This window comes from Micromonospora fiedleri, from assembly GCF_016774385.1.
GTDB classification, from domain to species: domain Bacteria; phylum Actinomycetota; class Actinomycetes; order Mycobacteriales; family Micromonosporaceae; genus Micromonospora; species Micromonospora gifhornensis.
Map to the genome: position 1 here is coordinate 1 of NZ_JAETXL010000046.1, position 484 is coordinate 484.

Here is a 484-nt window from a genome sequence, read left to right on the forward strand (position 1 = left end):
GAGACCCCGCGTACCTGGGCCTGACCGCCGAGCTTGCCCTCGGTACCCACCTCGCGAGCGACCCGGGTGACCTCGTCGGCGAACGACGACAACTGATCCAGCATCGTGTTGACGGTGTCCTTGAGTTCGAGGATCTCGCCCTGCGCCGCCACGGTGATCTTCTGCGACAGGTCACCTCGGGCGACCGCCGTCGACACCTGGGCGATGTTGCGCACATGGGCGGTCAGGTTGGACGCCATCGAGTTGACGCTGTCGGTCAGGTCCTTCCAGGTGCCGGCGACGTTGGGCACCTCGGCCTGGCCGCCCAGCTTGCCCTCGCTGCCCACCTCACGGGCCACCCGGGTCACCTGCTCGGCGAAGAGCCGCAGGGTATCGGTGAGCGAGTCCATGGTCTCGGCCACTTCGGCGACCTCGCTCCGGGCGCTCACCGTGATCTTCGGGCTCAGGTCGGCCTCGGCACCCCCCGTCGCCACCTGGGCGATCG

1 protein-coding gene is annotated in these 484 nt (G+C 69.0%); it reads right to left on the minus strand.

The annotated features are described in order from the left end of the window. A partial coding sequence (locus tag JMF97_RS30565) for a HAMP domain-containing protein (protein ID WP_203224671.1) occupies positions 1-484 on the minus strand: 484 nt, incomplete at both ends.